This is a genomic window from Herminiimonas aquatilis, from assembly GCF_042665175.1.
Classification (GTDB): domain Bacteria; phylum Pseudomonadota; class Gammaproteobacteria; order Burkholderiales; family Burkholderiaceae_D; genus Oxalicibacterium; species Oxalicibacterium aquatilis.
The window spans coordinates 20,417-27,027 of sequence record NZ_JBHTCC010000006.1 but is presented as its reverse complement, the minus strand read 5'-3'; the positions used below and the strand labels follow the sequence as shown (position 1 = coordinate 27,027).

At 49.7% G+C, this 6,611-nt stretch carries 8 protein-coding genes; 2 read left to right on the top strand and 6 right to left on the bottom strand.

All coding sequences use genetic code 11. The features are described 5' to 3' along the window. Together ACFQO0_RS16720 and ACFQO0_RS16715 are read left to right on the top strand one after the other, a co-directional pair. On the top strand, positions 1-109 hold a 109-nt coding region (locus tag ACFQO0_RS16720; protein ID WP_195874814.1), incomplete at its 5' end, for an IS3 family transposase. Positions 110-209: 100 nt separating this feature from the next. Next, positions 210-1,172 carry a sensor domain-containing diguanylate cyclase gene (locus ACFQO0_RS16715; RefSeq protein ID WP_012078826.1) on the top strand — a complete coding sequence of 321 codons (963 nt, stop codon included), beginning with the start codon at positions 210-212 and terminating at the stop codon, positions 1,170-1,172. Between the two features lie 96 nt (positions 1,173-1,268). Here ACFQO0_RS16715 and ACFQO0_RS16710 read toward each other — a convergent pair whose 3' ends face one another. The 6 genes from ACFQO0_RS16710 to ACFQO0_RS16685 all read right to left on the bottom strand — a co-directional run bounded on the left by ACFQO0_RS16710 (position 1,269) and on the right by ACFQO0_RS16685 (position 6,577). Further along, positions 1,269-2,240: an AraC family transcriptional regulator gene (locus ACFQO0_RS16710; RefSeq protein WP_012078827.1), complete on the bottom strand. Its 972-nt coding sequence runs from the start codon at positions 2,238-2,240 to the stop codon at positions 1,269-1,271. Between the two features lie 179 nt (positions 2,241-2,419). Continuing rightward, on the bottom strand, positions 2,420-3,337 hold the full coding sequence (locus ACFQO0_RS16705; RefSeq protein WP_012078828.1) for an NADP-dependent oxidoreductase: 918 nt from the start codon (positions 3,335-3,337) through the stop codon (positions 2,420-2,422). 92 nt (positions 3,338-3,429) lie between these two features. Continuing rightward, the gene (gene gor / locus ACFQO0_RS16700) at positions 3,430-4,815 is read right to left on the bottom strand and encodes a glutathione-disulfide reductase (protein ID WP_202943825.1); all 1,386 of its coding nucleotides are present in this window, start codon (positions 4,813-4,815) and stop codon (positions 3,430-3,432) included. A gap of 143 nt (positions 4,816-4,958) precedes the next feature. Continuing rightward, positions 4,959-5,408, bottom strand: a complete 450-nt coding sequence (locus tag ACFQO0_RS16695) for a GNAT family N-acetyltransferase (protein WP_012078830.1) — start codon at positions 5,406-5,408, stop codon at positions 4,959-4,961. Positions 5,409-5,486: 78 nt separating this feature from the next. Further along, positions 5,487-5,957 (bottom strand): pyridoxamine 5'-phosphate oxidase family protein, encoded by a 471-nt coding sequence (locus ACFQO0_RS16690; protein WP_041296399.1) that lies wholly within the window; start codon positions 5,955-5,957, stop codon positions 5,487-5,489. After that, positions 5,954-6,577, bottom strand: a complete 624-nt coding sequence (locus ACFQO0_RS16685) for an FMN-dependent NADH-azoreductase (RefSeq protein WP_012078832.1) — start codon at positions 6,575-6,577, stop codon at positions 5,954-5,956. The genes ACFQO0_RS16690 and ACFQO0_RS16685 overlap by 4 nt, the downstream gene beginning before the upstream one ends. Between the last annotated feature and the right edge of the window lie 34 nt (positions 6,578-6,611).

Genomic DNA, 6,611 nt, shown 5'->3' with positions numbered 1-6,611 from the left:
TGATTACATCGAGATGTTCTACAACGTCAAACGACGTCATAATCATGCTGACCGGCTTTCGCCCGTCAACTATGAAAAGCAGTACTTCGAGAGGCTTGCGAGTGTCTAAGAAACTCGGGGCGATTCAGTTTACCTGATTTAGCAACAGGCAACGTTGAGGTTATAACCGTCGATTAATCCTAACTACCTGCTAACAAAAAGGAATGCTGATGGATTCGCTTACGTATCTCGAAGACACATCGATTCGATTGGATGCACTACGAGCACTAAGTCTTTTCAACGCGAATCCCGACGAACGGTTTGACCGGCTTACGCGTCTTGCTAAGCGTGTTTTCAATGTCCCAATAGCCAAGGTGACACTTGTGGGGCCTGAAATGGTGTACACCGTGTCCTGCGCTGGGGAGCAACAGGCGCCGATACAGCGAGACCTTTCATTCTGTTCTCATGCAATACACAGTGATGAAATCATGATCATCCCTGACACTCTTGACGACGGTCGATTTGCTGATAATCCCTTCGTCGTGGAGGATCCTCGCATCAGGTTTTATGCCGGCTGTCCGCTAGTTGTAATGAACGGCTGCCGATTAGGTACTCTCTGTCTTGTAGATAAGGTCCCTAGGAAGATGACGCAAGAAGATATCATTCTTTTAAAAGATTTAGCGGCGACTGTCGAACACGAACTAACAGCAATGCACATGGCCATTGTCGACGCGCTCACGGGATTGGTGAATCGTCGAGGCTTTGAAGCTCTGGCTGAGAGTCGGCTGAACGTTTGTAAGAACATACAGGGACAAGCCTCCTTACTTTTTTTTGACCTGAACGGTTTTAAGGCTATTAACGACACGTTCGGACACGCTGAAGGTGATCTCGCGTTACGTAACTTCGCTAACGCGTTGAAATTGGCTTTTCGTAGTACGGACATTGTTGCGCGACTGGGCGGGGATGAGTTTGCAGTCTTGTTGCTTGATTCAAGTCCGTCTGACACCGGTGTGGCGGTAGAACGCCTTCGAGGGATCGTCACTGCTCAAAACGACAGAGAAAAACGTGGATACGAACTCCGCTTCAGCGTTGGTCATGTCGATTATGATGGTCTAGAAGACGTAAACGTCAATCGAATGCTGCTCGACGGCGACACCAAAATGTATTTCGACAAGCGAAGATTGTCTGATTAAATTACCGTGAGGGGGCTTGCATCAGGGTGTCAGACCAATATCGGGAATATCAACTTTGTAAAATCGCTATTGTTGGCAGAAGCATCAATTGATTCTTTATCTCTCTTGAAACATCATATTTTTTCCAGTCACTGTGAACGTACGGCGAAAGCGACTTGGATCCAATCCATAAAGTTGACTGAAGGCCAGAGAAAAGTTGCTCCTGCTGGAGAAGCCGACGCGTTTCGCAACTTCGGCTACGGGTATTGCGGTCGTAATCAATAATTCACTAGCGCGACGTAGTCGGACTAGTCTGACTAAACTCATCGGCGATTGACCAAAGGCCCGCTGGAATGCGGCAGCAAATGCTGAACGACTCATGCCAGCAATCATCGCGAGACTATCCACTGTATAAGCGATGGCAGGATGCTCGAAAATAGCGTGTAATGCGCGGCTAAGTCGTTTGTCGCCTACTGCAGCTAGCCAAGGCAATGGTGAGGGATCGTTTTCACCCCATTGTCGCAACGCCAACACCAGACATTGCTTGAGCAATGCTTCTGTCAATACACTTGATCCTATTCCTGGTTGAGTAGATTCTGCTAGTAGCATCACAAACTGATCCCGAAGCCCATTGGCTCCATTAAAGCGCGCCACTAGGGGAACATCCAACGAGGTAAATAGGTCTGATCCACTGGCCAATTCCACGCGTATTTCGCCACAAACCGTGACGATACCTTGCAGCCCGTTTCCGACGACTAGGGTCGGCACTGACTCATGGGAAAACGATCCACACAAGCTAATTCGATGTTCAAGTTGGATAGATTCATGCGAGGCACTCTCGATACGATACGCAATCCCAGATGGCAAGAGCACGAAGGTATGCGGTTCGAGTTGAATAGGTGGCGAACCATGGACGGTGAGCGTGCCACGACCTTCCAGACAGTAATGCAGGCTTGCCGACTGGCAAGCATCGAGGCGCATTCCCCAGCCGTCACGTATGTCGCAGACCGTGAAATGGGTCACACCGATGTCAAGAGCGGCTAACAGATGATCCAAAATGATGTGCGGCGAAGAAGAGAGTTCAGGCATTTGAATACCTCGACATCAATTTCAAACTTAAGAAAAGCAAGCAAGTCTATTGTGCCATTTTGATGCCGGAGGTATACCATTTTTCAGACTACATTTGCCCTAAATGATGAACTCAAATATTTGACTTCAATAAAATGCCGAAAGAGAATACAACAACGAGTCAGTTCATTTCCCAAGTCTCATGGACGAACGCGCACGATCGTTTTACCCTTACGGCGCTCGGTACGATTGAAGACAGCGACGGCGTCGTCGAGGGTCGTGACAGTGCCGATGTTCGTCCGTAGTCTTCCATCCCGCACTCGCTGAACGATCTCACTCAGTTGGGCGCGATCGGACTCAACTACAAAATCGACTGCCAAACCGTTAGTAGGCTTTACTTCGACTGGGCCAGCAATAGTCACCAGCGTTCCTCCGGTTCGAATCAACGCAGCGGATCGCTTACCGATGTCACCGCCGAAAATATCGAAAACAAGATCAACTGTGCCGACGTCTTCCAGGGTGTCGTTGTCGAGATCAATAAACTCCTGTGCGCCGAAATCTAGAACCGTCTTACGATCGGCAGCGCGTCCGGTACCGATAACGTACGCGCCAACTTCACGTGCAAGTTGCACTACCATCGAACCGACGACCCCCGCTGCGCCGTGCGCAATGATGCTTTGTCCCGTTCGAAGACGACCGTGTTCAAACAGTCCTTGCCACGCAGTCAGCCCGGGCATTGGCAGACTCGCTCCCACCGTGAAGTCGACGTCACCAGGTAAGGGTGCTAAGTTGCGCGCTTCAACTGCAATGTACTCTGCCAGGGTACCGTCACGCGTCCAGTCTGTGAGGCCGAATACACGTTGTCCGATCGACAGTCCTGTTGTGCCATAGCCGAGAGCAGTGACTACTCCCGCCAGCTCGTGTCCGGGGATCGACGGTGTTCTATCACGACCGTTGCGATCAGTCCAGGTTGGGGGCCACGTCAGTTCATCCCAAGTGAATCCCGCTGCATGGACCTGAACAACAACATCGTTTATTGCTGCTTGCGGTTCCGGACGTTTTACTAACTTCATTCCGGCCGTTCCTGCAGTTTGGTCTGCCACCACAATTGCTTTCATCGTTTGCCTCCATATATCGATTTGTTTAAATTGTCTGATTTCGTATAGCCGGGGAGATGGTGCTTTCTCATGTGTAGATGACAGTTTGGAAATCAGATGCGTTTAGCATTTTTAATGCTGTAGCTCGGCTTATACATGGTCACGAATTCTTCCGCCGCAGTGGGATGAACGGCCATGGTGCGATCGAAATCTTCTTTCGTGACACCGGCCTTTAGAGCAACGCCAAGTAGTTGTACCATCTCGCCAGCGTCATGTCCGAGAATATGGGCGCCTAGAACTTTGCGGCTCACTGCATCAACAATCAGTTTCATGATCGTTTTTTCCACGCGGCCAGAAATCGTCGTCTTCATCGGGCGGAACTCGGCGCGATAGATATCAAGCTCGGAATGGCGTTTGACAGCATCTTCTTCAGACAGACCCACTGTGCCTATTTCTGGTTGAGAAAATACAGCTGTTGCGATTACATCGTGATCAGGAGCTGTTGGATTGTTTTTGTATTCCGTTTCGATGAAACACATGGCTTCATGGATTGCAACTGGTGTCAGTTGTACTCGATCAGTAACGTCTCCCAGCGCGTAAATATTGGGGACGTTGGTACGGGAATATTTGTCTACGATGATTGCGCCACGTTCGTTAATCTCGACGCCAGCAGCTTCCAGTCCGAGCCCTTGGGTGTTTGGATCGCGTCCAAGCGCGAGCATGACGGAATCGACGACCATTGACTCGCCGTTCTTTGTCTTCGCCATGAGACCACCTTCCGCAGTCTTCGAGATGTTTTCGATAACGTCGGTGAGCATAATGCGGATTCCCTTCTCCGTCATTGCCTTGTGCAGGCCATGACGCATGTCTTGGTCGAAACGCGATAGAATTTCTTTACCGCGGTAGATCAACGTTACATGTGCACCAAGGCCATGGAAAATATTGGCGAACTCGACGGCGATATAGCCGCCACCGGCAATCAGGATCGATCGTGGCAACTCTGGAAGGTCAAAAGCTTCATTGGACGAAATGCAGAGTTCGTGGCCCGGTAGTGCAGCATGCGGATTTGGCGTACCACCGGTGGCAATGACGATTTTCTCTGCGGTGACGGTCCTGCCGGTTTTAGTTAAGCGAATAGTGTGCGCATCGATCAACTCCGCGCGACTCTCGACGATCTCAACGCCATTGTTCTCTAAGCCTTGTCGATAAAGGCCTTCGAGCCGAGCAATTTCTTTATCCTTAGCAGCAGTCAGCTTCTTCCAGTTGAACGTATTTTTACCGACCTCCCATCCGTAACCCACAGCATCCTCAAAATGCTCATGAAATTGAGATGCGTAGACAAAAAGCTTCTTCGGTACACAACCGCGGATGACGCAAGTGCCGCCGAATCTGTATTCTTCGGCAATTGCAACTCGCTTGCCGAGTGACGCGGCAAGTCGGCTCGCCCTCACTCCACCCGATCCACCGCCAATTACAAACAAATCATAGTCATAGGTAATCATTCAATTTTCCTTGGAATTCAACTGCTATTAAATTAGTACTTTATTAGGCATTACGATTCGAAATTAAAATACTGGCCGCGGCTATCTTTTTGTTCTATTGCTATGCACAGATCACCGCAGGACGCGCCTACTTCATTGTGTCAGGCCAATAGTTTTCGGTAGTGGATGAAGGCAGAGCGATCGGCGATACGGTCGTAAAGCTGCCTGGCGTTATGATTGGATTCATGCGTCAGCCAGTACACACGGGATGCCCCACGACTTTTCGCATCTGCATACACATGCTCAATCAGCGCGCGACCTACGCCACTACCACGTCCGTCTTCTGCAACAAAAAGATCTTGAAGATAGCAGTCATCGCTCGTCGTCCAAGCTGATCGATGATAGATCGAATGCACTAGTCCTACTGCTTGTCCGTCCATCATTGCCAGCGCTGCATGTATCGGTTCAGTCGGATCCAAGAAGCGAGCCCAAGTCTCGAACGTCACTGATTCGGGAATATCAACTTTGTAAAATCGCTGATAGCCTTTCCACAGTGGAAGCCATATTTCAAAATTTTTGTTTTCAATGGCCTTGATTTCGATTGATTGCATGGAATGCTCCTGAAATTCAGATTGTTGCCTCGCTACTGTATGTCGGAAGGATCAATTGGTTTTCGTTCTTTGAGAGAGTTATTCAGCGAGAGGTTTCACACCGTATTTTTGATAGTAGGTACTCTTGATTTCATCCTGGCTTCGGCGAGGATCGGCAAAAACATGCGCGGGGGACAACAACGGGGCGATTGAAGTCGTCTCAATTTTGACAACGTGATCGACGGGATATTCTGGACCGTTCGTCGCACGAACCCAGTCAGCGATCATCGAATGCTCGTCGTCGCTTGACGGTAATAGGAACGCTCGGCCCTTGAATCGATAACCGCGTCTTTGGAAAATATCAACCACGTTAATCTCGACGGCAGGATTTCGTTTCAAGTTCTGTATTGTCCGGGGCGATGCGATATCAGCAAAGTAGAGAGCGCCGTTTTTGACGGTCAAAGACGCTTTCGGCGAAAGATTGGGTGTTCCATCTTCATTGACCGTCGCAACGAACGATAGCATCGCTTGCTTGATGATCGTCTCCATATCTTCGGTGATTTCAATCATAGACATGGGGTTTCCCCAATAGCTGCGAGATTGAGCGTTGCGAGTGCTTTTTCTCTCGCTAATATGGATTGATTTTGGTCTAAAAATGCAGTTGCTTGCACGGAGAGAAATTGCAGATTTTTCAATCCAATGCAGTCGAGCACTGCTGACAGATATGGCGTGAGAAAGTCGGGTTGGTTGGCTCGCTCACCGGTAAAGACACCGCCGGCAGCAATACCGATAAAGACTGGACGATCTCGGAGCATCCCCACCTTCCCAGTTGGCGTTGATTTGAACGTGCGGCCGGCGCGAAGAATTTGGTCTATCCACGCCTTGAGAACCGAGGGAACGGTTAAGTTGTTCATGGGTGTTCCGATGACAATCACATCGGCCGCATCGACTTCCTGAATAAGCGTCTCCGAAAGTTCCAACGCACCCTTCAGCGGAGCTGCCAAAGTGACTGGCGACGATAGGGTAGTCGCATAGTCTGACGAAGCGTGCGGGAGAGGAGCTGCGGCAAAGTCTCGTCGGCTGATGCGCGCATTGGGCTCAATTTCAAGAAGTTTTTTTACGATCCCAGCTGAAAGTTGGCGGCTGTGTGATTCTGGACGCGGGCTGCAATCAATATGAAGGATGTTCATGCGAACGATCCTGATAGTTTTGCAAAGCTAGTTA